The organism is Chloracidobacterium sp. D (assembly GCF_018304685.1).
Lineage (GTDB): Bacteria > Acidobacteriota > Blastocatellia > Chloracidobacteriales > Chloracidobacteriaceae > Chloracidobacterium > Chloracidobacterium thermophilum.
Window position 1 is genome coordinate 2,562,956 of the sequence record NZ_CP072634.1, and the last position, 22,485, is coordinate 2,585,440.

The following is a 22,485-nucleotide window of genomic DNA, read 5'->3' on the forward strand; positions in this document are numbered from 1 at the left end:
TGAGGCGTGCCGTCTATGACGGCTTTTGCCGGCCAACCGCAAACATTTGGGTGCCATGTTCGACAAACTGAAAGCGATTGAAGAGAAATACGACGCCCTCACGGCACAACTCAGTGACCCTGAGGTGGTTGCTGATGCCGCGCGTTATGCCAGGCTGGCCAAGCAGCACAGCGAACTGACGGAAGTCGTGGAGAAATTCCGGGAGTACCGCACCATTGACGCCAACCTGGCCGGCGCGCGGGAACTGCTCAACGAAACGGATGACGCGGAAATGCAGGCGCTGGCGCGGGAGGAAATTGCGCTGCTTGAAAAGCAGCGGGCAGAATGTCAACTCGAACTGGCACGCCTGCTGACCCCCAAGGACCCCAACGACGGCAAGAATGTCCTGCTCGAAATCCGGGCTGGAACCGGCGGCAATGAGGCGTCGCTGTTCGCCAGCGAACTGCTGCGCATGTACCTGCGGTATGCCGAACGGCAGGGCTGGCGGGTACAAATCCTGGATGAATCCCTGTCGGAAGTCGGTGGACTCAAGGAAGGTATTATGCTTATCGAAGGGGCGCGGGTTTATTCCCGTCTCAAGCACGAGTCCGGGGTTCACCGGGTCCAGCGGGTGCCGGCCACAGAATCGGCCGGGCGCATTCACACCTCGACGGTGACGGTCGCCGTTCTGCCCGAAGCCGAGGAAGTGGAGGTCGAGATTGACCCCAAAGACGTTCGGATTGACACGTTCTGCTCTTCAGGCCCGGGGGGGCAATCGGTCAACACTACCTACTCTGCCGTGCGCCTGACCCACCTGCCTACAGGGATTGTCGTGTCCATGCAGGATGAGAAATCCCAGATCAAGAACCGGGAAAAAGCCTTTCGGATTTTGCGTGCCCGGCTGCTTGACCTGGAGCGGCAGAAGCAACACGAAGCCATTGCCGGCGAACGCCGCGCCCAGGTGGGCACCGGTGAGCGCAGCGAAAAGATTCGTACCTACAACTTCAAGGAAAATCGCGTCACGGACCATCGCATCGGACTCACCCTGCACCAACTCGACACCGTACTGGAGGGCGATCTGGACAGCTTGCTTGACCCACTTGTGGCCCACTTTCAGGCGCTCAAAATGCAGACTGAAGTTGCGGCCTGAAGTCCACCCCCATGGTCGAGACACCCCAACCAACCACAACCCTCGTGGTCGCCGCCGTCTGTGTGGACGGCCCGCGCGTGCTGCTGACCCAACGACCGCCCACTGGACGGTTCGCCAACCAGTGGGAATTTCCCGGCGGCAAACTTCACTGGAACGAAGCTCCTGAGGCTGGACTCCAGCGCGAACTGAACGAAGAACTCGGCGTGCAGATTGCCGTCGGCTCCCCCCTGCACATCATTCACTATGCCGTGGATGCCCGGCAGGCCTTCGCCGTCATGTTCTACTGGGCGCGCATCACTGGCGGCGTCCCGGCCTTGCGTGGCGTTCAGGCCGCCTGCTGGGTGCGGCCGGAAGAGATGACCACGTTGGACATTCTGGCCCCCAACCGCCCGGTGGTCGCCCGCCTGTGCCAACTCGCGGCCCGGCCCGGCGGGCTGTGTCCGCAGTTTGATTGAGACAGTCCGGCCGCAGCGCCGGCGTCCGGCTGGAGCCCGGCAGGTGTGCAGAGCATCAGGCCGACGGCAGGTTGTCCGCCGTGTCCGGTTGGCCCGGCACTTTCCAGAAACCGCTTGGAATAGGGTGCTCAAGGGCTTCACTTTCGACCACGCAGACGCGATCGCGTCCATTCTGCTTGGCGCGGTACAGCGCGCGGTCAGCCAGCTCCAGAAGTTGCTTGGGGTCGCTGGTGTCCGAGGGCAGAGCAGCCACCCCCAAGCTGACGGTCAGGCGCCCGCCGGGCTGCGACTCCCGCCCGGCAAAGGGATATTCGGCCACCCGCCGCCGCAGCCGCTCGGCCAGCACCGCCGCCTGGCTCTTGGGGGTGTTGGGCAACAGCACCACGAACTCTTCACCACCGTACCGCGCCAGAACATCACTGCGCCGGAAACAACGTTCCATCAACCGGGACAGGTCTTTGAGCAACTCGTTGCCGGCTTCGTGGCCATTGGTGTCATTGAAGTGCTTGAACCGGTCCACGTCGAGCATGATGATGGACAGCGGATTTCCGCTCCGTTCCGCCAGCTCGGCTTCGCGGGTGAGCTTTTCCAGAAAGTAGGCGTGATTGAACAGGCCCGTCAGGCCGTCGGTGATGGCCCGGTGCCGGGCACTGTGGTAGGCCCGCAGCATCGCTTCAAATTCACGCTTCTGGGCAATAAGCGCCTTGACGCGCATGAGGAGTTCCCTGCGGTTGATGGGCTTGGTGAGGACATCCGTCGCGCCGACTTCCAGCCCGCGCAGTTTCTCCGTGGTCTCCGGCGAGGCCGTCAGCATCAGGACCGGCAGATAGCGGGTGGCCTCGGTTTGTTTGATGAGACGGCACAGTTCATAACCATCGGTCATCGGCAGGGAAGCATCGAGGAGGACGACATCCGGCAACCGCGTAGCTGACTCGAAGTAGTTGGCATGGAGCATGGCCGCCGTGTCGTTGCCGGACGCCACGACAAGCTGCACCCGGAGGTTTTCGCTCTCCAGAATCGTGCGCAGAAGATTCCCGCTTTCGGCGCTGGCATCCACGATGAGCACCTGAGACATTTCCAGTTGCGAGGCGGACAAGCGGTGTGGGAGACGGAAAATCAGACGGCAGCCCTGCGTGGCGTCGCCCTCGACCGTCAGGGTCGCGCCGTGGAGTTGCAGGATGCGATAGGTCACACTCAGCCCCAAGGCAATACCACGGGAGGGCACCTGGCTGGCCGCGTTTTGCAGGGCACGATAGGTGGCCAGCCGCTGCTCGGCCACGATGCCGGACATGTCATCCTGAAGGGTGATGACCAGGCTCTGGACATGGCTGGAAACACGCTGTAACTCACCGGTCAGGCACAGCATCCCACCCCGTGGGATGTACCGGAGGGCGTCGTCCAGAAGCTGGGAAAGGGCTTCGTACAGCCGGGCTTCATCGCCCACAATCATGCCAGCCGCCGGATCGAGCCGGACTTCCAGCCGGACCTGCCGGCGCTCCGCCAGGGGTGCAAAGGCCGACTGGACGGACTGAAACAGGCGCGCCGCCGAAAATTCACGAATATCCAAGGCATCCCCGCCTCGTTCGAGCCGAACCAGGCGCATGAGATCATCCACAATGTGGAGCAACGCCTGTCCGCCAGCTTCAATGTGGCGCAGAAAACTGCGCTGGGTATCGGTCAGTGGCCCATAGGTGGCATCCTGCAGCATCTCGCAGTAACCCAGCACCGTCGTCAACGGAGCGCGCAGCTCGTAATCCACGTTGGCAATGAACTTTTCGCGGTCGCGGATGGACTGCTCACCCAACTCGGTCAACCGCTCGATGGCATGCCGCGCCGCTTCCAGTTGGCGGCTCATCTCCACCACCTGGGCTTCCGCTTCGGTCAGGCGGGCGCACCATCCGCTTTCGCGGATGAGAAACGACCAGGACAACTCCTGTCCGGCCAGGGCGGCTTCCAGTTGCTCATCTGCCGCCGACTCCACCAGCAGGACGCCACACAACAACTGATCAAGGGTAAACCGCCGCAGCAGCAGCGCCGTGCTGTCAGCCACCGCAAAGGGGAAGCCAGGCAGCGCAGCACGTGGCACGCAGACCAGAAGGTTCGCCCGAATGGCGTCGAGCCGTTCGGTCAGCGTTGTTTCAAGGGTCTCACGGGCAAACTCCTCGTAGCCCACCGAGGCCAGCAGACGAAACCGCTCGTCATCAAAAAAAGCCACGGCCAGCGGCGCCTGCGCCAGGTGCCGGGACAGCGCCGTGGCCGCCTGTTGCAGACGGTAGATCAGAGCCGGCGTGAGTGATTTGGAAACCCAGGTCTTCAAAGTTTTCAGGGACAAGCCACCACCCCCTCAACCACAGCGCATGGGCGCTTCCCCCGCTGGACGGCACAGAGCCGGGACCGGCTGCAAGGCTGAACTGGCGCTTGCTGCGCATTATGCCGACGGCTGGGAGCTTGCCGCAAGCATCCCGCAGGCGGCGAAAATGTCCCGCCCGCGCGGGCGGCGGAGATAGGTCGGCAAGCCCTTCGCCCGCAGCAGCGCCTGAAAGCGCAGCACCCGCTCCGGCGGCGGCGGTTGAAAGGGAAGTCCCGGCACGGGATTGTGCGGGATGAGGTTGACCTTGGCCGCTTCCCGGGCCCGCAGTGGCGCCAGCCAGCGCAGCAGTGCCCGCGCCTGCTCATCCGCGTCATTGACGCCACCCAGCAGCACATACTCGAAGGTGATCCGCTCGCCCGGATGCCGTGGAAACATCAGGCACGCCTCACGCAAGGCTTCCAGCGGGTAGGTCAGGTTGACCGGCATCAGCCGCGCCCGCAGGTCATCGGTGGCCGCCGTCAGCGAAACCGCCAGGCGCGGACGGTCCGGCTCGCGTCCCAAGGCGATGATCCGGGGGACAATCCCAACGGTTGACAGCGTCACCCGCCGGGGAACAATGTGCAGTCCTTCCGGGTCGGCCAGGACACGGAGCGCGTGGAGCACGTGGTCGTAGTTGAGCAACGGCTCCCCCATCCCCATCAACACCAGATTGACGCCAGCCGGACGCGGTTGTTGCCAGCGATGGACAGCATCCCGCAACACGTACAAGACCTGCGCGACGATTTCGCCCGCCGTCAGATTCCGCTGCAATCCCAGGGTCGCCGTGGCGCAAAAGGCACAGCGCATGGGACAGCCTGCCTGCGAAGAAAGGCACAACGTGATCCGTCCGCCATCGGGAATCCAGACGGTTTCAATGGCATGCCCGTCGCGTACGGTGAACAGGTAGCGGCGTGTCCCATCCGCAGCCTCGAAGACTTCCATCAGCGACAGCGGCCGCAGGTCGGACTCAGCCGCCAGCCCGGTGCGTAGGGCGCGGGGCAGCTCCAGCGCCGCTTCGGGCGTTTCGACGAGCCGCCGGTGGAGCGCCTGGAAAAGTTGCCGCCCGCGATACGCCGGCAGCCCACGCTCCACCATGAAGGCGCACATCTGCTGGCAGGTGAAGCCCAACAGGTCGTGGCCCGCCATGGCGACGGATGCGGATGACATGGGCACCAACAACCTCCCTTCTCCTGGCTTCAACCCGGATTCCACGTGCACGGGCAACAGCCTATCAAAGCATGCCCGTGACCACTGACCAAGCCAGTCCCGTGCCCGGCGGCAGCCGCCCAAAACACCCGCCCTGGGCTGGAAAGCATACGCGCCGAAGCACAAAGTACGTTAGCCTACGCACAGGACGACCGCCGTTGGCTTACATTTGTAAAAAAATGTTTTGACCTGCCCTCCGGTCGGTCATCCACCAGAACCGACAGAACAGCTTTACTGAGTCTTGTGCTTTCCTTGGCGGCTGTTTCCTTGACCGTTATGTTTTCCTTGCCTTTCTGTCCAGGGTGAAACGACGATGCCGACGCGAGCTTTCTGCGACTGCTGTGACGAACCGACCCGGCAGCTTTTCGACATCACGCGCATCCCGGAACTGGCTTCCGTGGTACGCCAGTTTGGCTACCGGGCCGTGTGTCAGGCTTGCTATGACAATCTCTTTGAGGAACTCGAACGCGAACGGGAACGCGAGGAAGAAGATGTGGATGCCTAGCCCCGGCCCCACTCCGGGTGCCCGTTCGCCATCCCGCGAATCGCTGAAACCGGCGCTATCAAGCCCGGCGCAAGGTTTTGAAAAACCATGAACAAACAAGCTGAAGTCGTCATTATCGGTGGCGGCGTGATCGGATGCAGCATTGCCTATTTTCTGACCCGGCACGGGTGCCGCGACGTGCTCATTCTCGAACGTGAGAACTTTCAGGGCAAACACTCCACCGGACGGAGCGCTGGCGGCGTTCGCCAGCAGTTTGCCACCCCGGTCAACATCCGCATGTCGCGCTTTTCCATTGATTTTTTCACGCACTTCGAGGAACTCACCGGACAGGACCCCGAATACCGGCGCTATGGCTACCTGTTCATTGCCACCGAGCCGGCCCATGTGGACTACCTGCAACAGAATCTGCGCGTCCAGCAGGCGGAAGGTATCCCCGTGGAGTTTCTGACCCGCGAAGACATTGCCAAACTTGTTCCTCAGCTTTACGTCGAAGACGTACTGGGCGGCACTTATTGCCCAACGGATGGCTTCGTTGACCCCTACAGCATCATGCAGGGCTTCAACCGCAAGGCCCGCGAACAGGGGGCGCGCATCGAACTGGAGACCGAAGTGCTGGATTTCACCGTGGAGCACGGACGCATCACGGGTGTGGTCACGAACCGGGGGCACATTGCAACGCCGGTAGTTGTCAACGCCGCCGGGGCCTGGTCGCATCTGGTCGGACGCAAGCTCGGCGTGGACATCCCCATCCGTCCCACCAAGCGGCAAATCGTGACGACCGAACGCTTTGATGAACTGCCCCGCGAGTTGCCCATGCTCGTGGATTTGAGCACCGGCTGCTACATGCGCAAGGAAGGCGACGGCGTCATGCTGGGCTGGGCCGATCCCGACGAGCCGGAAAGTTTCGATACGACCTTCAACCCGGACTTCATTGACGCCATCATCGAGCGGGCGCTTCCGCGCGTGCCCTGCCTGGCAAACGCCGCGATCAACCTGCGCCGCTGCTGGGGCGGACTCTACGACATCTCGCCCGATCACCACGCCATCGTCGGCCCGGTGCCGCAGGTCGAAGGCTTCTATGTCTGCACCGGCTTCAGTGGGCACGGCATCATGCACTCGCCGGCCATGGGAACGGCCATTGCCGAAATGATTTTGTTTGGCGAATCCCGTACCCTCGACGTGAAACCGCTCTCCATCGAACGCTTTTCCACCGGCGAACTGCTGCACGAAACGGCCGTCATCTGACGCCCCATGGCCCCTACCTACGCCATCTTTGGCGCCACTTCGGGCATTGCGCGGGCGGTCATTGCCGAGCTGGCCCGGCGCGGCATCACCTTGGTGCTCGCCGGACGCAACCTGCCCGAAGTCGAACGCATTGCCGCCGATACTCACCTGCGCTACGGCGTTCCAACCCACAGCCTGGCGTTTGACGCCTGTGACCTGTCCAGCCACGGCGCGGTCTGGACGGCAGCCGTGGCATGTACCGGCCGCCTGGATGGCATCCTCGTGGCTTTCGGAACGCTGACCGACCAGAAACAGGCCGAGCAGGATGTTGCCGCTGCCGAAGCCATGATTGCCTCGAACTACGTCGGCGTGGTGTCGCTGGTGACGCACGCCGCCAACTACTTTGAAAAGGAACGCCGGGGCGTCATCGGCGTGATTTCCTCTGTAGCTGGCGATCGCGGACGCCAGAGCAACTACGTCTATGGCTCAGCCAAGGCAGGCGTCACGGCCTTCTGCCAGGGGCTGCGGCAGCGACTTTTCAAAAGCGGCGTACGGGTCGTCACCATCAAGCCAGGAATTGTGGACACGCCGATGACCTACGGGATGAAGCTCCCCCCTCTGGTTGCCAGGCCGGAGCGCGTCGCGCGGGACATTGTGCGCGCCCTGTACCGCGCCGACGGCGACATCTACACCCCGTTTTTCTGGCGCTTCATCATGCTGGTCATTCGGATGATTCCCGAACCCATCTTCAAACGGCTCTCACTATGACCGATGTCCGGCATCGCTGGTGGTGGCTGCTGCTCCCCATCAGTTGGATGGCGGCGATTTTTGTGTTTTCAAGCGACTGGCTTGCCTGGCGCAACACCGCGCCGGTGGCCTACGGCTGGCTGCGGTGGTGGCGGCCCTACCTGGATGAGCAGCAACTTGAAAGCCTGCACCTCCTCCTGCGCAAGCTGGGGCACGTCACCGAGTATGCGCTGCTGGCCGTGCTCTGGTACGTGGCCCTGCGCCGGGCCCACCGGTGGCAGGCGTGGCAGGCCGGACTGGGCGCAGCGGTGATTTCCATCCCCTATGCCGCGCTGGACGAATGGCGGCAGACGTTCACGGCAGAACGCAGCGGAAGCCTTGCCGATGTGCTGCTGGACAGCCTTGGTGTCGGACTGGCCATCGGCAGCATTGGCCTGTTCCATGTGATACGAATCAGCGCAGACGCTGGCGCAGGCGTCCGAGATATTCGTACATAGCCCGCTCGGACTGATGCAGCCCGGCGCCGCTCGGATAGATGTCGCCCGGCGTCCATACGCCATCTGATCCTGCGGCCTGAAAGTCGGTCGGCGCCGGCAGCGCGTGCAATCCCTGCTTCCGGCAGGCTTCCAGCGCGCGCGGCATGTGCGCGGCCGAAGTGACGAGCAGAAACGGGTCCTGTCCGACGAGTCCGGCCACGGCGGCCACTTCCTCGACGGTATTGCGCCCCACGGGCTGGACGGCAATCCGTTCGGGGGAAACACCAAGGGCGCAGGCGGCGTCCCGCATCACTTCGCCGGCCGGGCGCGGCGTGAACACGGCTCCGCCGGATGTCACCAACCGGGCCGCCGGCAACAGGCGGTGCAGCCGGATGCCTTCGATGAGCCGTCGCAGGGAGGCGTCCGAAAGACATTCCGTGGGCGGCAGGTGTTCATCACCGCCCACGCCGCCCCCCAAAACGACAATCCAGCGGATGCTTTGGGCCTTCGGCGGGATTTCACCCCGTGGGGCAAACATAACCTGCCCCTGCTCCAGGGGTGCCAGCAGGGCATTGGCTGTCCAACCGTGACTGGCCACCACGAGAACCGCGGCGGACACCGTCACCACGGCTTTGCCTGCCCGTTGCCAGCGGGAAAACCACAGCAGCCCCAGTCCCACTCCCAGCCCAATCAGCACGAGGGACAGCGGAAACAACAGCGGCACCAGAAACTTTTCGAGAGCGAACACACGCTATTCCACCGTCACGCTCTTGGCGAGATTGCGCGGCTGATCCACGTCGCAGCCGCGCCGTACGGCAATGTGGTAGGCCAGCAACTGCAACGGCACCACGGCCAGCACGGCGGAGAGCAGTTCACTTGTGGCCGGAATGGGAATGACATACTCAGCCAGCCCGGCAGCCTCGGTATCGCCTTCCGTGACAATGGCGATGACACGCCCATCGCGGGCTTTGACTTCCTGCAGATTCGACAGCGTCTTTTCGTACCGCAGCTCGGAAGCCGCATGGCCAACTTCCCGGGGCATCACCATGACAACCGGCAGGCGCTCGTCAATGAGCGCGTTCGGTCCGTGCTTCATTTCCCCGGCTGGAAAGCCCTCGGCGTGAATGTAGCTGATTTCCTTGAGCTTGAGTGCGCCTTCCAGCGCAATGGGAAAGTTCACGCCGCGGCCGAGGTAGAGAAAATCTGACGCCCGGAAAAACTCTCTGGACAGTTCGGCAATGGCCGCGTCCTGCTCCAGCGCAGCTTCCAGTTTGACCGGCAGGGCCAGCAGTTGTTCGACGTGCTTCATCACGGCCGTCGGCGATAATGTCCCCCGGCACTGCCCCAGATGCAGTGCCAGCAGGTAGAGCGCCACGATCTGGGAAGTAAACGCCTTGGTGGAAGCCACCGAAATTTCCGGCCCGGCATGGGTCAGCAGGACGCCGTGGGCTTCGCGCGCGGCCATCGAGCCGGGCACGTTGCAGATGGCGAAGGTGTGGCAACCACGCTGCTTGGCTTCGCGCAGCGCTGCCAGCGTGTCGGCGGTTTCGCCGGACTGCGTGATGACAACGACCAGCGTCCGCTCATCGAGCAGCGGATTGCGGTAGCGGAACTCACTGGCGTAGTCCACCTCGACCGGCAGGCGGGCCAGTTCTTCGATGAGGACTTTCCCAACCAGTGCCGCGTGCCAGCTCGTCCCACAGGCTGGAATCACGAGCCGGGTGAATGCCTGCCAGTCGGCGTCGGGAATGTCCGTCGGATCGAGATACACCCGTCCTTCATCCAGACTGACCCGCCCGGCCAGGGTTTCCCGGATGGCATGTGGCTGCTCGTGGATTTCCTTGAGCATGAAGTGTTTGAAGCCGCCCTTCTCCGCCAGGACAGGGTCCCAGGTCACGCGCTGCACGGGCGGCGTCACCGGCCGCCCGGCAAAGTCCGTGAAGGTGACTTCGCTGGGGCGCACCACGGCCACCTGCCCGTCTTCGAGAAACACCACCTCGCGGGTGTGCTGGAGAATGGCTGTGACATCGGAAGCCACGAAGTTTTCCCCCTGCCCCAGCCCGACAATCACCGGCGGGCCAAAACGCGCCGCCACAATCACATCCGGCTCATCAGCCGAAATCACGGCCAGGGCGAACATCCCCGAAAGTTCGGCAATGGCCTGCCGGACGGCATCCGCCAGCCCCAGACCCGCCTGCCAATACTTACCGATGAGGTGGGCAATCACCTCCGTGTCCGTCTGCGTCACGAAGGTATGGCCTTCCCGTTCCAGTGCCCGCTTCAGGGAAAGGTAGTTTTCGATGATGCCGTTGTGGACGACCACCACCCGCCCACTGGCGTCGCGGTGCGGGTGGGCATTTTCCTCGGTGGGGCGTCCGTGGGTGGCCCAGCGGGTATGTCCGATGCCGTAACTGCCGGTGAGCGGTGCCCGCTGAATGACGGCTTCCAGGTTGTAGAGTTTTCCCGATGCGCGCCGCAGTTCAAGCTGCCCATCGGCTACAACGGCCAGTCCGGCCGAGTCATAACCCCGGTATTCCAACCGCTTGAGACCATCGAGCAGAACCGAAACGACCGGCTTGGCACCGACATAACCAACAATACCGCACATGGACAGCAGCCTTCTTTCAGGGCAGGGAATCCGTCTCCGGTGCTTCATCCGGCGCAGTGTTGCCGGGCGACGCATCAATGGAATGACCGTAGCGTTTTTCGACCAACCGCTGGTTATTCAGGCGAAAAACCAGGCGGTTTGGCTCAATCCTTTCGAGGACACCATCGTAAAAACGCATCCCGGCGCGCACCACGAGGGTGGTTTCGTCCTCGACGCGGATAAACGCTGTCACTCCCCGGGCCGATTCCGAAATGCCCAGTACTTCGACCCCGGCGATGAGATAGGGTAGGGTGTCCTCGCGCTTGATTTTTTTGGCTTCAAGCTGCTCGCGGTAGGCAGCCACCCGTGCTTCAACCGGGGGATACTTGTCTTTGGCCGGACGTGGTGGAGCTTCAGCCGGCGCGGCCGGGCGGCCAGGCGTGGCAGCCGGACGTGCTGCCTTGCGCCTGGCGCTCGCCGGGCGGGTCGTCTGGGCCAGTCCACTGGCGCTGTCCAGGGCCAGCAGCAGGGCACCCACCGCCAGCGGCTTCCACCACGCGGCGTGGTGCCAACAATACCGAGGGAAAGTATCTGTCTCCATGGGGGGTACATCACTCACTGGGGTTGGTGTAGTAACCGGCGCGGTGGCGCACTTTCCAATCGGGATGGCGCGGCACTTCAATGCGGATGGTGCGGAACGTGGCTGCTTCATTTGCCGGTGTATAGGCCAGAACGAAGCGTTGCCGCAAATCGGTGTCAATCTGCTCGAACGCCGTAAAAAACTCACGGTCCAGCCGTGGGAAAAAGGCCTGTCCACCGGTTGCCGCGCATAGGCGTTCCAGGTCCGCCCGATTGACCGTCCGCTGGTCGTCCGTTGCGGTCAACTCCGGTTGCCCGATGCCCAAGGCGTAGATGCTCACCTGATTCTGCCAGGCGTATTCGATGACTTCCCCGACCCGAACCAAACCTTCGCTGTCAAAGCCATCGCTGATGGCAACCACCACCCGCCGTCGCTCGTCCGTTGCTTCCGGGATCAGCTCAATGGCGGCATACAGAGCCGCATAGAGCGCAGTTCCCGGTGGTGTGGCCTGCCTGGGATCGAAGGGCATCACCCGTCCCAGTGGCGACGGCAGCCGCTCATCCAGAGTCGCCAGCGACTGCCGCAGGGCGTCCAGGCTGCCCGTCAGCGGTTGTGCCAGCAGCAGGTCCTGCTGACAGGCGAGCAGAGCCGCACGATCCTGGGGCAGTCGCAGGATGCGTTCGAGAAACGTCAGCGTCGCCCGCTTGGCCAGTGGCAGGCGGCCGACCATGCTGCCGCTGCAATCAAGCACCACGACAACCGTCGTGGGCAGGTCAGGTGCCCGTCCCAGTGCGACGATATCCTGCTCGACGCCATCTTCAAAGAGCTTGACATCGGCGGCCGTAAGCGTCGTAACCGGACGATTGAGTCGATCCACCACGGTGAACGGCACAAGCACCTGCTGGGCGCGCAGTGTCACCAGGGTGTCATCCGGCACCGCAGCACGCTCCTGGGCTGTGGCTTCTGCAGCACCCAATCCCAGGCTACACAGGGCGGCCAGCAGACCCGGCCACAGACTTCCAACCCAGACCCGGAACCGGACCAGGGCAGTCCGCTGACTACGGCTCCGGGTTGCCGAATACGCCCCGTGGGCTGTGTCCGTTGGTTTTGGCCAGTTCATTGATGGCAGCCCGCAACTCGTACCTTTCCGCCGCCGGTATCAGCATCCGCCGCAGACGTTCAAGGCGTTCCTTCGTGTCAGTCAACTCCATCAGCGCCATCTTCTGGTCTTCGCTCATCTGCAACAGCGACGCCACGAGAAACGACAACGCCCGTGGGTCTTCCGGCAGCTCATCCGGGAAGCTGTCGTCCTCGCGACTCATCGCGCGAATGGCCTTGACCGTTCGCTTGAAGGTCGCACGCACGGCTTCAACAATTTCGGTGAGGTCTTCCCGCACCGGCTGATCATCGAAAAAGGTGACGAGACCTTCCAGATAAGGCTCATCCTGAAAGTATTCGAGGGCATGGTAGCGTGCCAGTCCGGTTGTGAGGATATTCATCCGCCCCTCTTCCAAGGGCACCATCGCCAGGATGAAGGCCGCACACCCGACGCGCCCCACAGGCGGCGGGAAACCTTCTCGTCCCCTGACAAAAGTCACACCGAAGATTTTTTCCCCGGCCAGGCAATCACGCACCATGGCCTTGTACCGCTCCTCAAAGATATGCAGCGGCAGCATCATCCCTGGAAACAAGGCGACCGGGAGCGGAAAGATGGGAATCCGCTTCGTACCTTCAAGGATGGGCAAGGGTTGGTTCATAGCAAGTCATCAACAGCACGAATTCTAACCAGCGTATGATTTCACACCTGGTCGGGTTTTGTCGAAGCCAGATGCCCTGTTGCAGCCGGAAAGGGTACGGACCCCGCCGGTGGCCTGGGCACCGCCAATACCACCGGCGCGGCAAAGCCCGCCTGGCGACTCAAAAACGGATAGTATAACGCACCGTCAGGTTGCGTCCCGGTGCATCTATCCCGGACGAAATCGTGCGGTAGTTCTGATCGAGCAGGTTGTCCAGGGCCACCAGCAGGTGATGCCGCTCGCCAAAGCGGTATCCTCCGCGCAGGTTGAGTGTGGCCCATCCGGGCAGGCGTGGAAACAGCGGCGCGCTGGCGACCGCCCCCAACACACGGGCTTGAACTTGCGCCAGAGTTTCGCCGGTCAGCCGCAGCCGGTCATCAGCCGTGCCCAGCCGCCCATCGGGGCCGGCTTCGACAAACCCCCGCACCGTTGCGCCCCGGCGGAAAAAGTTTTGAATCTGGGTGCGCGTCCGGGCCGCACCAATCCGGCGGTCATCGAGATTGAGCGACGACAGGCGCGTTTGCCGGTGGGCAGCCGCCACAACGCCTTCCACCCACCAGGCGCGACCGGGCGGCTGATAGCGCAGCCGCAGCAACCCCTGTGGCGGCGGGGTTCCACCTTCCACATCGGGCGGCCGCCCGGTGGCGCGGTCTTCCGCATGCAGCCAGGTAAAGTTGCCGCCAAGTGACCAGCTCGCCGTCAGCCTGACGCCCAGCGAACTCTCAACGCCGTAAATACGCGCACCGGTGAAGTTGGCCCGGACGCGCACGGGACTCGTTGCCGGCGCGACGAACACCGCCCCCGTCGGCAGTTGCGCCGTGATGATTTCCGTCCCCAGGCGCGTCCCCACCGCCCCCGGCGGCAGGATCAGGGTCTGCGTGGTGAGCAGATCGTTGATGTTCGTCACAAAGCCGGTCAGATCGGCATCCATCCGTCCATTGCGGTAGCGCAGGCTGCCTTCGTAGCTCAGACTGCTTTCCGGGATGACCTGTCTGACCGGCAGCCCGGTTGACACGGCGGAAGCGTCGGCAGTTGTGCCGATGAAGGCCTGCCGTCCGGCAACGGCTGGCGCAGCGATTTCATAGACACCATTGCCCTGCAGACCCAGCGATCCCAGGTCGGTCATGTTGGGCGGACGAAAGCCACGGGCCACATTGCCGGCCAGCACCCAGCCGCGCCCCAGTTGCCAGGCCCCGCTGAAACGGAACGTCCAGGCTGCCGTGCGTACGCTGTCGTCCTCGACCACCGCGCGCCCTCCGACGAGCGCATTGTCGCGGGCGCGGGCGCGGTAGGAAGCCACGCCATAGCGCAGGCTGGCCGCCAGGCGCAGCCGGCTCGGCACAGCTTCCCACACATCCTGCACAAAGAAGCCGTAGTTGTTGAAATACGCGCCATTGGGTACGCGCGGACGGGCCGCCGTGGCGATGCCGGTCACGGGATGGGCATCGAAGGCGCGCGCCCGCATGACATCGCGGTACACATCCGCGCCGCCCAGCACCGTGTGCCGTCCGGGAAGCGTCTTCGCACCAGACAACGCCAGGCCAACGGCCCGGGTGCGTTCATACTGGGCGTTGATGAGCGCCTGGGGATTGCCCTGCCCGCCCTGATTGATCCGTTCTTCCCGCTGGATGTTGAAACTGCCGGTGACGGTCACACTGTCCAGACCGCCCACCCGCTGGCCGTCATAGCGCAGGTAGCCAAAGTCCAGCATCAGGTTGCCCAGTTTCGCCAGCAGGTTGCCGTCACCGCCCAGCAACTGATCGGAGCGTTGGCCGCCGTCCTGCTGTCCACGCTGGTAATGGACGACGAACTGGTGTCCGGCGCGGGGTGTCGCCACGGCCTTGAGGCTGCCGGCATATTCGGTGAAGGCGGTATCCGGTTGGCGGGCGCCGTAGAAGCGGTTTGAAGGCAGGTCAAAAAACCGGGTCACGGCCGCACGGGAGTCCACGCCGCCGCCGGCGCGCAGGGTATTGATGCGCCGTCCGGCCAGGTTGACCACGCCACCGAAGCGTGGGGTGCCGAAGGACAGACGGGTGGCGTGGCCGAAGCCGGACGTGGCACTGATGCCAAAGAAGGTGCTTTCTCCCTGAAACACAAAACCGCCGGTGGTCAGAGGCGCGGTGGCCGTGAGCAACTGGACGCTTCCCCCCAGGCTGTCGCTGCCGTACTGCGCGCCGTGCGGCCCGTGCAGCACCTCCACGCCGCGCAAGCTGCCTGGTTCGAGCAGGTTGAAAAACGTACTGATGCCGCCCCGCTGCGCGCCTGTCGTGTAGCGGACGCCATCCACGAACACCGACACCCGGCTGGCCACGAGTCCGCGCACGAAGACGCCGCCCAGCGTGGCGCTGGTCTGCTGTACGGATAGCCCGGCTTCCTCGGCAAAAGCCTGGGCCAGTCCCTGGGTGGCGCGTTCCTGCAGGCGTCCAGCCGGAATCACCGTGACGGTCTGCCCCAGTTCATCCTTGTCTTGGACAAGGCCAACGTCGGCCGTCACTGTGACGGTCTCGGCGACCGGCGTGGGCAGTACGGTGAGATCGCGCACCGTGGTGATGCCAGCCGCGAGTGAAACCGCCAGCCGCACCCCAAGCCCATCGGAGGTGGCCGCAACGAGTTCATAGGTTCCGGGCACGACATCATCGAACAGGTACCGCCCATCAGCGGCGCTGACCGTGGTGGCCGCGACCGTCTGGCGCGCTGTCAGAAGCGTCAGCCGCGCTTGGGCAACAGGTGTACCGTTCACGTTACGCACGTAACCGGTCAGCGTCGCCGATTCCGGGACTGGCGTTTTGGCGAGCGTTGTTGCGCAAGCCTCCCCCAACAGCCAGGCGAGAAACAGCAGGCAGGCCAAAAAAGGCTTGGTGTCGGCTTGGTTCACTTGGTTCATTGAAGGAAGCCCCAAGCGACCACCGCCTGGTCAGCAGTGCAGGCAGCGTACATTTCGCTTGGGGCGCAGCGTTTTGAGGAAAGACTGAAGAGGAAGGTGGCGGAGAAGGAGGGATTCGAACCCTCGGTACGCTTTCGCGTACACCGGTTTAGCAAACCAGCGCACTAGGCCACTATGCGACTTCTCCGCGCGCGCTAACGATGCACAATGAGTATCAAGCGCCTTGCCACAAGCTGTCAAGAGACTTGGCGACGACCAATCCCTGCAGGAAAAATGGCAAACGGCTGCCAGGCCAACTCCCTCACTCAAGCCCTGATGTCCCCGGTTTTGATGCGTATGAACTTCAATGTACCGCGCCAGCTCAGATTGACTTTGGGAATTAGCCTGACGCTTCTGGCCATGCTCTTCACTGGTGGACGCCTGGCCGCCGACCGGCAACCCCAGCCGGAGTTTCGCCTGACACCGGCTGGGACGCTCATCCGGGACGCCGCCACCCACCAGCCCGCCGTCGGGGCACTTCCCGTCAACCTCATCCGCTCACCCGATGGGCGCTACCTCATTGCCGTCAACAGCGGCTTCGGCATCCAGCGCAACGCCACCCACAAACTGCACCAGTCGCTGGCCGTGATTGACCTTGCTGCGCGTCCGGCGCCGACCGTCATCCAGAACGTCTATGTTCCCGTTCCGCAAAGCGTCTGTGTCGGGGCCGTGTTTGTCCCACCGCCTCACCCCGACGGCACCTGCACGTTTTATGTTTCCGGCGGCCACGAAAACAAAATCTGGCGCTTTCAGTTTGTCCCCGGCGCGCGGCAGCCGCTCCAGCCCGGCGTCAGCAACTTCAACACCCCGCTCGAAGCCCCGTTTATCGAAGTGTCCGGCCTGGCCGCCGAGCCGCCTTCGCCGCGCTACAACAACAACCTGGCGGCCGTCTTTCCCCTCGGCCTCGCCCTCAGTACCGATGGCGAAACGCTCTACACCGCCAACAACCTGGGCGACAGCCTGGGTCTGATTCACCACCATCAGGGCAAGCCAGAACTGGAAAGCCTCAAGCTCCAGAACCCCAAACGTCCGAACCAGGCCACGTACCCCTACGAAGTCAAAGTCATTCCAACCGGGCAAGGCGACAAGGTATATGTCTCCTGCTGGGGCGATGGCTCGCTGGCTGTCGTTAACCCAACGACGAAAGCCGTCCGTTTCGTGGACATCGGCCGGCATCCAACCGCCATGACACTTGACCGCGCCCAAACCCGACTCTACGTGGTCAACTCGGACGGAGATGCTGTGAGCGTCATGGACACAGCCACGGATACTGAAATCGAACGCATTGCCCTGCGCCTCGATGAACGGAACCGGGGCGGAACAAGTCCGCAAAGCCTTGCCCTCGACGAAGACGAAACCACACTGTACGTTGCCAATGCCCGCGCCAACTGCGTTGCAGTCGTCAGATTGAGCGAGCAGTCACGGCCGCCTGCACAACGTCATGACGCATCCGAAGCGCGTCATCAGGCTGCGTCAAAAAAGCCCTCTCGCAAAACGAAAGTCCGTTCCGAACCGGAGTCCACTGCCGAGCCCGAGAGACGGCAACAAGCCTCCGTTGTCAAAGGCTTCATCCCAACCGGGCTTTATCCGTCGGCCGTCGCTGTCGTCGGCAGGACGCTGGTTGTCGGCAATGGCAAAGGCACCGGCTTTGAAAACTCCTCGGTTGTCGCCAACACCTCCGGGCGGTTTCCCAATGCGCCCAACGATCGCTTCCCGGCGGAAGCGGAATCGGGAAGGCAGGGCGGGCAGTACAGTGTCGCCCTTGTGGCCGGAACGCTCAGCCGCATCCCGCTGCCGGATGACCGGCAACTGGCGGACTACACGCGCCAGACACTGCAAAACAACGGACTGCTCGGCCCCCACAAAACGCGCCTTTTCAAGGGCCCGTCGCCCATCCGGCACATCATCTACATCATCAAGGAAAACCGTACCTACGACGCCGTTTTTGGCGATCTGGAGCGCGCCGGGAACGGGCTTCCGGCCGACGGCGATCCCTACCTCGCCATTTTCGGAGCCGGAGAGGCCGCCGTCGCACACGACGGCACTCCGCAGGACATCACCCCCAACCACCGCGCCCTGGCGCTGCGCTTCGGTCTGTTTGACCGCTTTTTTGTCAACTCTGAAGCCAGCCCCGACGGACACAACTGGGCCACGGCTGCCCTGTCGAGTGACTACACCGACAAGGCTTTTCGCTGGGAGTATTCCCGGCGGTCACGCACCTACGACTACGAAGGTTTCAACCGCCTGCCAAACTTCGCGCCGCGCCAGGGCGTTCCCCCGGCTTTCGACCTGCCGGTTACGGCGGATGACATCGAACGCTACCTCGTCCGCTTCATCCCCTACCGCCAGGGGGCCCGCGACATTGCCGAACCGGACACCCTGTATCTCTGGGACGCTGCCGCGCGCGCCGGATTGACCTACCGCAACTATGGCGAATTCGTCGGCACAGTCTCCCAGGCTGAGTTGGACGCCATCAACCGCAACCAACGACGGAGCTACCCCGACCTGACGCCCAACGTCACAGCCACCCCGACCAAAAAAGCCCTCGAAGGCCACGTGTGCCCGACGTTCCGCAACTTCGACATGCACACCCCCGATGCCATGACGACCGACTCCTACCTGGCGGCGTTGAACAGCCATGGACAGACCGACCCGCTCATCACCGTGCAGCATCCCGACCCTCGCTTCCGTGGTACGTCGCGGCTTGGCGCCTGGCTCGCTGAGTTCCAGCAGTGCGTGGAGACCCGGCAGACCACCGGACGCGATGAACTGCCAAATTTTTCGATTGTCCGGCTGCCTAACGATCACACCAGCGGAATGATGCCCGGTCTTCCCACTCCGCAGTTTCACGTGGCGGACAACGACTATGCTCTGGGGCGTCTGGTGGAAGCCGTCTCGACCTCACCATACTGGAAAGACACCGCCATCTTTGTCGTCGAAGATGATGCTCAGAACGGCCCCGACCACGTGGACTGTCACCGGTCGGTGGCCCTGGTCATCAGCGCCTACAACCGGCCGGGCCAACTCATTCACGAATATCACACGACCGTCAGCCTGATTCGGACCATGGAACTTCTCCTGGGGCTGCCGCCAATGAATGCCCTGGACGCCAACGCGGTGCCCATGGACATCTTTCAGGACAAACCCGACCTCCGCCCATACCGGGCAATCCTGCCGCGTGTAGCGACCAGCAACCTTCTCGTTGCGCCGCCACAAACCGCCCGCGAAGCCGCCATGGTGCGGTGGTGCCAGGCGATGAACCTGGCGCATGCCGATCTCGAAGATGCCGATGCGCTCAATGCCATCATCTGGTACGCCACCTGTGGCAGCCACCGTCCCCCGCCGGCGCAAAGTCCTGATTTGCCGGTGTTTGCCGCCCTCGCTCAGGGGGTTGCCGGGCGCGATGAGTGACGCTCCGGCGCAGAAAACGTTGGTAAAAAACTTGACACTGCGGATGACAACGGGATAGAGAACGCCCGTTCTTGCCATTATTCCCGTAATTTTGAGAGTCAACGAACCATGGTGCTTCGCTTGAAGAAGCAACTTCGTCGCTTTTTTGTGATGACAGTTGCCGTACTCGGTCTGGCCACGGCAGTCACGGCCCAGGTGGAAGACAACACCCATCAACCTTACAAAGGGTTTAGCTGGGGCTATTGCACATACTACGCCGCGCAGGTTTTCGACCGCTTTGCGGCGGCGGAAGGCGGCATTGACTGGCGCGGCAACGGCGGCATGTGGCTGCGCGCCGCACAGGAAAAAGGCTGGCAGACGAGTACCAACCCGCGCGATGCGCGCGTGGGCGCCATCATCGTCTGGCAAAATGACGGTCGGGGACACGTCGGCGTTGTGGATGACGTGTATCCAGATGGCATCCTCATCAGCGAGATGAACTGGCGCGTCAACAGCGATGGCGACGCCACGGGTGGTTTCAACCGCATCAGCCAGTCGTTTTTGCCGTTTTCGACCAACCTCGACCGTGGCGTGCGGCGGCGGTACTTTTTTGCCGGATTCATCTTCCCGGAAAGGGCGGCAACGGCGCGCAAAAGCTTTTCCACGCAGGACGCACGTGGGAGGGGCCGCCAGATTCGGACGGTGGATGCCGTTTCGCGGCCGCGTGTCGTCCGCAAGGGCCGCCCCTAGAGCGACCCGACCTGGGATAAGGCGGTTTTCCGGCCTCGAACCTTCCCCCCCTGGGACAGGTGTTTTTCTGAGCTTTCCGCAGCCTGCGCGGCTGGGTTAGCCTCTTTTTGTGTGCTGACCTGCACGGTTACGTCGGTCTCCACAGGGTCGTATCGTGCGGCCCGGGACGCGGGCGGTTTGGATGGTCAAAAGGGAAGAAGTTTCATGAGCACCACCCCATTGCCCCTTTGGACACGCGAGGTCTCCGCCCGGCGTTCAGCCTGGTATCTTGGGCTGACGACGTTCAGCATCCTCGTGCTCGAACTGGCCGCCATCCGGTGGATTGGCTCGCAAATCCGGGTCTTCGCCTACTTTGCCAACCTGGTACTCATGGCGGTTTTCCTTGGGATGGGCCTTGGGGTGGCCCTTGGCCGCCGGTATCCGCATCTTTTCGAGTGGGTGTTCCCGGCGCTGCTCGTCCTGGCCGCAGTTCTGGCTTTGTCCAAGCAGGTCGGGCTGATGGACTTGGGATTCCCTGACCCATCCATCAGCCTCTGGGGAGCTGATGTCAGGATGGTGTCTTTCGGCCAGTTCTGTCTGGCGACGCTGGTTGTCGTTGGACTGTTCTGGCTGGTGACGCTGGTGTTTTTGCTCATGGCCATTCCGGTGGGCTGGTGGTTCGGGCAGCTTCCGCCCCTGCGGGCTTATACCTATGACCTGCTTGGCTCACTCATCGGCGTGCTGGCGTTCACCGCGGTGGCGGCGCTGCACCTGCCACCGGCCGTCTGGTTCGGACTGGGGTTGCTTCCGCTCGCCTGGGTCAGCCGCCGGTGGTGGGCAGCGTTCGGCATCGGCGTCATCCTGCTGACCGGCTGGGCCAGCCAGGGGGCTTACTTTTCGCCCTACAACCGCATTGATCTTGCAACCGACGATTTTTTCACCCGGGAGGGCCAGCCCCCCAACCCGGTTGCGCGCCCGGAATACAAGCTCAGTGTCAACCGGGACTTTCACCAGCACCTGCTCGATCTTTCCACCGCCACGGTCAGCCAGGAACCGCCCGATGCACTCCGGGCGCGGATTCAGAAAATCTACGAAATCCCGTTCCGTCTTACGCCGCAGCGCGACCGCGCCCTGGTCGTCGGGGCCGGCACGGGCAACGATGCCGCCGCTGCCCTGCGGGCCGGATTTGCCCACGTTTCCTGTGTCGAAATCGATCCGGTGATTTTACGCCTGGGCGTGAGAAACACCCGGAACAACCATACACCCGCCCCAACGTCCGGCTCATCAACAACGACGCCCGCGCCTACTTCGAGCAAAACCATACCGACCAGTACGATGTCGTCTGCTACGGACTCGTGGACTCCCACGCCATGTTTTCCGCCCTGTCCACACTCCGTCTGGACAACTACCTCTACACGGTCGAGGGGCTTCGTTCCGGCTGGAAGCACGTCGCACCGGGCGGCATCATGTCCGTTTCCTTCTCGGTTTTCGCCAGCGACTGGATGCTCCACCGCCTCAACAACACGATTCTGAAGGCAACCGGTCTTCCGCCTGTAGTGGTCCTGCACGGCTATAACTACGGGGTGACGTTTCTCGTAGGGCGCGAACTGATGCCCCAGACGGTGCAGTCCACGACGGACTTTCCGGTTCACGTCCTCCCTGAAGTGGACATCCGCATTCCAACCGACGACTGGCCGTTTCTTTATCTGCGCCCCAATACGGTGCCCTATGCCTACCTGACCGTTCTGACGCTGATCCTCGTCACGGCCCTGGTGGCTGTCCGGCAGACGTTCGGGGCCGACCTGCTTACCTCACGCCGGTTTGACCCGGTGCTGTTTCTGATGGGTGCGGCCTTTCTGTTGCTTGAAACGCGGATGGTCACAGAGTTGGGTCTGCTCTTTGGTTCGACGTGGGTCGTCAACGCCTCCGTTTTTGCCGGCGTTCTCGTCATGGTGCTGCTGGCCAACGGCTACGTCATCCGGCGGACGCCCTCCCGGATTCAGCCCTGGTACGTCCCGTTGGTCATCTCCCTGCTCGCCGTGTGGTGGTTGGGCGCCGGGATGCTCAATCAGTTTTCGCTGCTGACGCGCGGCATCCTGGGCGGACTGCTCTTTGCCCTGCCGGTGTTTTTTGCCGGGGTCATTGTCTCCACCCTTCTGAAGCGGGCCCAGGATGTCCCCGGCGCACTCGGGTCCAACATCCTGGGTTCAGTGGTCGGCGGCTGCCTGGAATACCTTTCCATGTACGCGGGGCTGCGCAAGATGACCCTGCTGGCGATGGCGCTCTACCTGACGGCGTATCTCATTCTGGCGCGGCAGGCGGCCCAACCGGAAGCGGCTGAAGAAGCGGCTGAAGCAGCGCTTCCCCGCGAAGCCGATGCCTGATGGG

The 22,485-nt window shown here is 63.1% G+C and carries 18 protein-coding genes and 1 tRNA gene; 10 read left to right on the forward strand and 9 right to left on the reverse strand.

What is annotated here, in order from left to right:
* Positions 1 to 55 precede the first annotated feature (55 nt).
* Positions 56 to 1,129, forward strand: coding sequence for a peptide chain release factor 1 (gene prfA / locus J8C01_RS10900; protein WP_211431928.1), 1,074 nt, complete (start codon positions 56 to 58; stop codon positions 1,127 to 1,129).
* 11 nt (positions 1,130 to 1,140) lie between these two features.
* Positions 1,141 to 1,584 (forward strand): (deoxy)nucleoside triphosphate pyrophosphohydrolase, encoded by a 444-nt coding sequence (locus tag J8C01_RS10905; RefSeq protein ID WP_211431929.1) that lies wholly within the window; start codon positions 1,141 to 1,143, stop codon positions 1,582 to 1,584.
* A gap of 55 nt (positions 1,585 to 1,639) precedes the next feature.
* On the opposite strand, the gene J8C01_RS10910 is transcribed toward J8C01_RS10905, so the two are convergent.
* Positions 1,640 to 3,901, reverse strand: coding sequence for a diguanylate cyclase (locus J8C01_RS10910; protein WP_211431930.1), 2,262 nt, complete (start codon positions 3,899 to 3,901; stop codon positions 1,640 to 1,642).
* A gap of 111 nt (positions 3,902 to 4,012) precedes the next feature.
* Positions 4,013 to 5,101, reverse strand: coding sequence for a dual-specificity RNA methyltransferase RlmN (gene rlmN / locus J8C01_RS10915; protein ID WP_211431931.1), 1,089 nt, complete (start codon positions 5,099 to 5,101; stop codon positions 4,013 to 4,015).
* A gap of 352 nt (positions 5,102 to 5,453) precedes the next feature.
* On the opposite strand from rlmN, the gene J8C01_RS10920 reads away from it, so the two are divergent.
* From J8C01_RS10920 to J8C01_RS10935, 4 genes are all read left to right on the forward strand, one after another.
* Positions 5,454 to 5,645 carry a hypothetical protein gene (locus J8C01_RS10920; protein WP_014100684.1) on the forward strand — a complete coding sequence of 64 codons (192 nt, stop codon included), beginning with the start codon at positions 5,454 to 5,456 and terminating at the stop codon, positions 5,643 to 5,645.
* An 87-nt stretch (positions 5,646 to 5,732) separates the two neighbouring features.
* Positions 5,733 to 6,890: an NAD(P)/FAD-dependent oxidoreductase gene (locus J8C01_RS10925; RefSeq protein ID WP_211431932.1), complete on the forward strand. Its 1,158-nt coding sequence runs from the start codon at positions 5,733 to 5,735 to the stop codon at positions 6,888 to 6,890.
* A gap of 6 nt (positions 6,891 to 6,896) precedes the next feature.
* Positions 6,897 to 7,637 carry an SDR family oxidoreductase gene (locus tag J8C01_RS10930; protein WP_014100686.1) on the forward strand — a complete coding sequence of 247 codons (741 nt, stop codon included), beginning with the start codon at positions 6,897 to 6,899 and terminating at the stop codon, positions 7,635 to 7,637.
* Entirely contained in the window at positions 7,634 to 8,113 is a 480-nt protein-coding gene (locus tag J8C01_RS10935) for a VanZ family protein (RefSeq protein WP_049787502.1), read from the forward strand. Before J8C01_RS10930 ends, J8C01_RS10935 begins: the two co-directional genes overlap by 4 nt.
* Here the strand turns inward: J8C01_RS10935 and J8C01_RS10940 are convergent.
* The 7 genes from J8C01_RS10940 to J8C01_RS10970 form a co-directional block, all read right to left on the reverse strand.
* Positions 8,070 to 8,840: an ElyC/SanA/YdcF family protein gene (locus J8C01_RS10940; RefSeq protein WP_014100688.1), complete on the reverse strand. Its 771-nt coding sequence runs from the start codon at positions 8,838 to 8,840 to the stop codon at positions 8,070 to 8,072. The genes J8C01_RS10935 and J8C01_RS10940 overlap by 44 nt on opposite strands.
* A gap of 3 nt (positions 8,841 to 8,843) precedes the next feature.
* Positions 8,844 to 10,700, reverse strand: coding sequence for a glutamine--fructose-6-phosphate transaminase (isomerizing) (gene glmS / locus J8C01_RS10945; protein WP_014100689.1), 1,857 nt, complete (start codon positions 10,698 to 10,700; stop codon positions 8,844 to 8,846).
* A 16-nt stretch (positions 10,701 to 10,716) separates the two neighbouring features.
* Positions 10,717 to 11,217, reverse strand: coding sequence for a hypothetical protein (locus J8C01_RS10950; RefSeq protein ID WP_211431933.1), 501 nt, complete (start codon positions 11,215 to 11,217; stop codon positions 10,717 to 10,719).
* A 73-nt stretch (positions 11,218 to 11,290) separates the two neighbouring features.
* On the reverse strand, positions 11,291 to 12,196 hold the full coding sequence (locus tag J8C01_RS10955; RefSeq protein WP_187288381.1) for a VWA domain-containing protein: 906 nt from the start codon (positions 12,194 to 12,196) through the stop codon (positions 11,291 to 11,293).
* Between the two features lie 121 nt (positions 12,197 to 12,317).
* The gene (locus tag J8C01_RS10960) at positions 12,318 to 13,016 is read right to left on the reverse strand and encodes an LON peptidase substrate-binding domain-containing protein (protein WP_014100692.1); all 699 of its coding nucleotides are present in this window, start codon (positions 13,014 to 13,016) and stop codon (positions 12,318 to 12,320) included.
* Between the two features lie 160 nt (positions 13,017 to 13,176).
* Positions 13,177 to 15,939, reverse strand: a complete 2,763-nt coding sequence (locus tag J8C01_RS10965) for a TonB-dependent receptor (protein ID WP_211431934.1) — start codon at positions 15,937 to 15,939, stop codon at positions 13,177 to 13,179.
* Between the two features lie 97 nt (positions 15,940 to 16,036).
* Positions 16,037 to 16,126: transfer RNA gene (locus J8C01_RS10970), tRNA-Ser, on the reverse strand.
* A gap of 149 nt (positions 16,127 to 16,275) precedes the next feature.
* On the opposite strand from J8C01_RS10970, the gene J8C01_RS10975 reads away from it, so the two are divergent.
* The 4 genes from J8C01_RS10975 to J8C01_RS10990 all read left to right on the forward strand — a co-directional run bounded on the left by J8C01_RS10975 (position 16,276) and on the right by J8C01_RS10990 (position 22,481).
* On the forward strand, positions 16,276 to 19,389 hold the full coding sequence (locus J8C01_RS10975) for a bifunctional YncE family protein/alkaline phosphatase family protein (RefSeq protein WP_211431935.1): 3,114 nt from the start codon (positions 16,276 to 16,278) through the stop codon (positions 19,387 to 19,389).
* A gap of 108 nt (positions 19,390 to 19,497) precedes the next feature.
* Positions 19,498 to 20,118, forward strand: a complete 621-nt coding sequence (locus J8C01_RS10980; RefSeq protein WP_211422183.1) for a CHAP domain-containing protein — start codon at positions 19,498 to 19,500, stop codon at positions 20,116 to 20,118.
* 204 nt (positions 20,119 to 20,322) lie between these two features.
* Positions 20,323 to 21,630, forward strand: coding sequence for a spermidine synthase family protein (locus J8C01_RS10985; RefSeq protein WP_211431936.1), 1,308 nt, complete (start codon positions 20,323 to 20,325; stop codon positions 21,628 to 21,630).
* Positions 21,564 to 22,481 (forward strand): hypothetical protein, encoded by a 918-nt coding sequence (locus J8C01_RS10990; RefSeq protein ID WP_211431937.1) that lies wholly within the window; start codon positions 21,564 to 21,566, stop codon positions 22,479 to 22,481. Before J8C01_RS10985 ends, J8C01_RS10990 begins: the two co-directional genes overlap by 67 nt.
* Positions 22,482 to 22,485 lie beyond the last annotated feature (4 nt).

Excerpts from the sequence above, each read along its gene's own strand:
- J8C01_RS10925 (WP_211431932.1), top strand. The coding sequence starts at position 5,733 with ATGAACAAACAAGCTGAAGTCGTCATTATCGGTGGCGGCGTGATCGGA.
- glmS (WP_014100689.1), bottom strand. The coding sequence starts at position 10,700 with ATGTGCGGTATTGTTGGTTATGTCGGTGCCAAGCCGGTCGTTTCGGTT.
- J8C01_RS10935 (WP_049787502.1), top strand. The coding sequence starts at position 7,634 with ATGACCGATGTCCGGCATCGCTGGTGGTGGCTGCTGCTCCCCATCAGT.
- J8C01_RS10905 (WP_211431929.1), top strand. The coding sequence starts at position 1,141 with ATGGTCGAGACACCCCAACCAACCACAACCCTCGTGGTCGCCGCCGTC.
- J8C01_RS10920 (WP_014100684.1), top strand. The coding sequence starts at position 5,454 with ATGCCGACGCGAGCTTTCTGCGACTGCTGTGACGAACCGACCCGGCAG.
- prfA (WP_211431928.1), top strand. The coding sequence starts at position 56 with ATGTTCGACAAACTGAAAGCGATTGAAGAGAAATACGACGCCCTCACG.
- rlmN (WP_211431931.1), bottom strand. The coding sequence starts at position 5,101 with ATGTCATCCGCATCCGTCGCCATGGCGGGCCACGACCTGTTGGGCTTC.
- J8C01_RS10930 (WP_014100686.1), top strand. The coding sequence starts at position 6,897 with ATGGCCCCTACCTACGCCATCTTTGGCGCCACTTCGGGCATTGCGCGG.
- J8C01_RS10980 (WP_211422183.1), top strand. The coding sequence starts at position 19,498 with ATGGTGCTTCGCTTGAAGAAGCAACTTCGTCGCTTTTTTGTGATGACA.
- J8C01_RS10985 (WP_211431936.1), top strand. The coding sequence starts at position 20,323 with ATGAGCACCACCCCATTGCCCCTTTGGACACGCGAGGTCTCCGCCCGG.
- J8C01_RS10990 (WP_211431937.1), top strand. The coding sequence starts at position 21,564 with ATGTCCGTTTCCTTCTCGGTTTTCGCCAGCGACTGGATGCTCCACCGC.
- J8C01_RS10975 (WP_211431935.1), top strand. The coding sequence starts at position 16,276 with ATGAACTTCAATGTACCGCGCCAGCTCAGATTGACTTTGGGAATTAGC.
- J8C01_RS10965 (WP_211431934.1), bottom strand. The coding sequence starts at position 15,939 with ATGAACCAAGTGAACCAAGCCGACACCAAGCCTTTTTTGGCCTGCCTG.
- J8C01_RS10960 (WP_014100692.1), bottom strand. The coding sequence starts at position 13,016 with ATGAACCAACCCTTGCCCATCCTTGAAGGTACGAAGCGGATTCCCATC.